Here is a 1,527-nt window from a genome sequence, read left to right on the forward strand (position 1 = left end):
GCGGGGCCACCCCACCCTCCCCTCCCCCCCCCTCCGGCGCCTGCTCCCCCCACCCCGCCCGGGCGCGGGGGCCCCCCCCCCCCCGGGCCCCCGCCCCGGTGGAGCGATGAGTCGGCTCAGGCGTCGGCCGAGTCCTCGGTCAGGTTCTTCACCAGGTTCGGGTCGACCGGAACGCCCGGGCCCATCGTGGTGGTGAGGATGACCTTGCGGAGGTACTTGCCCTTGGCCGCGGACGGCTTGGCCCGCAGCACCTCGTCGAGCACCGCGGCGTAGTTGTCCACCAGCTGGCTCTCCGAGAAGGAGGCCTTGCCGATGATCAGGTGCAGGTTGGAGTGCTTGTCCACCCGGAAGGTGATCTTGCCGCCCTTGATGTCCTGCACCGCCTTGGTGACGTCCATGGTCACCGTGCCGGTCTTCGGGTTCGGCATGAGACCGCGCGGGCCCAGGATCCGCGCGATCCGGCCGATCTTGGCCATCTGGTCCGGCGTGGCGATCGCCGCGTCGAAGTCGAGCCAACCACCCTGGATACGGGCGACCAGCTCGTCGGTGCCCACCTCGTCCGCACCCGCCGCGGCGGCCTCCTCGGCCTTCGCGCCGCTGGCGAAGACGATCACGCGGGCGGTCTTACCGGTGCCGTGCGGCAGGTTGACCACACCGCGGACCATCTGGTCCGCCTTGCGGGGGTCGACGCCGAGGCGCATGGCGACCTCGACCGTGGCGTCGAACTTGACGTTGGTGGTCTCCTTGGCCAGCTTCACGGCCTCGGCGGGGGTGTAGAGCTTCGACCGGTCGATGACGTCGGCGGCCTTGCGGTAGCTCTTGCTGCGCTGCATTGCTGATTACTCCTGTGGTCTCTGGCGGGCCGCTCGGCGCGAGCCCTCCCACGATCGGGTCGTCGGCGGAGGCCGACGTCAGTCGTTGACGGTGATGCCCATCGACCGGGCGGTGCCGGCGATGATCTTCTCGGCCTGGTCCAGGTCGTTGGCGTTGAGGTCGGCCATCTTCTTCTCGGCGATCTCACGCAGCTGGGCGCGGCTGACCGAGCCGACCTTGGTCGCCTGCGGAACGCCCGAGCCCTTCTGCACACCGGCGGCCTTGATCAGCAGCCGGGCGGCGGGCGGGGTCTTCAGCACGAAGGTGAAGGACCGGTCCTCGTACACGCTGATCTCGGCGGGGACGATGTCGCCCCGCTGGGACTCGGTCTGCGCGTTGTAGGACTTGCAGAACTCCATGATGTTCACGCCGTGCTGACCGAGCGCGGGGCCGACCGGCGGCGCCGGCGTGGCCTGGCCCGCCGGCAGCTGAAGCGTGAACGTCTTGACGAGCTTCTTCTTCGGAGGCATGTCACTTCCTGGGGCTTGGAGCTGGGAAAATGCGGCCGTCGCCGCCGCGGCTGGGCGCGCACGGTCAGCGCGATGCGACAGCGGCGACGTTCAAGAGTAGCGCACGCCGCAGCCCGCTCGTCCGCCGAGGTCGAGCGGGAGGGCGTACGCCGACGTCGGGGGCGGGGGGGGGGCGCCGGCGGCG

The 1,527-nt window shown here is 70.7% G+C and carries 2 protein-coding genes; both read right to left on the reverse strand.

Annotated features, from left to right (window positions below):
• Nucleotides 1-116: 116 nt before the first annotated feature.
• Nucleotides 117-833, reverse strand: coding sequence for a 50S ribosomal protein L1 (rplA, locus tag AB0J36_RS12645; protein WP_355053306.1), 717 nt, complete (start codon nucleotides 831-833; stop codon nucleotides 117-119).
• Between the two features lie 78 nt (nucleotides 834-911).
• The gene (rplK, locus tag AB0J36_RS12650; protein WP_355053307.1) at nucleotides 912-1,343 is read right to left on the reverse strand and encodes a 50S ribosomal protein L11; all 432 of its coding nucleotides are present in this window, start codon (nucleotides 1,341-1,343) and stop codon (nucleotides 912-914) included.
• Nucleotides 1,344-1,527 lie beyond the last annotated feature (184 nt).

Source organism: Micromonospora sp. NPDC049662, from assembly GCF_040675055.1.
In the GTDB taxonomy this organism is placed as follows: domain Bacteria; phylum Actinomycetota; class Actinomycetes; order Mycobacteriales; family Micromonosporaceae; genus Micromonospora.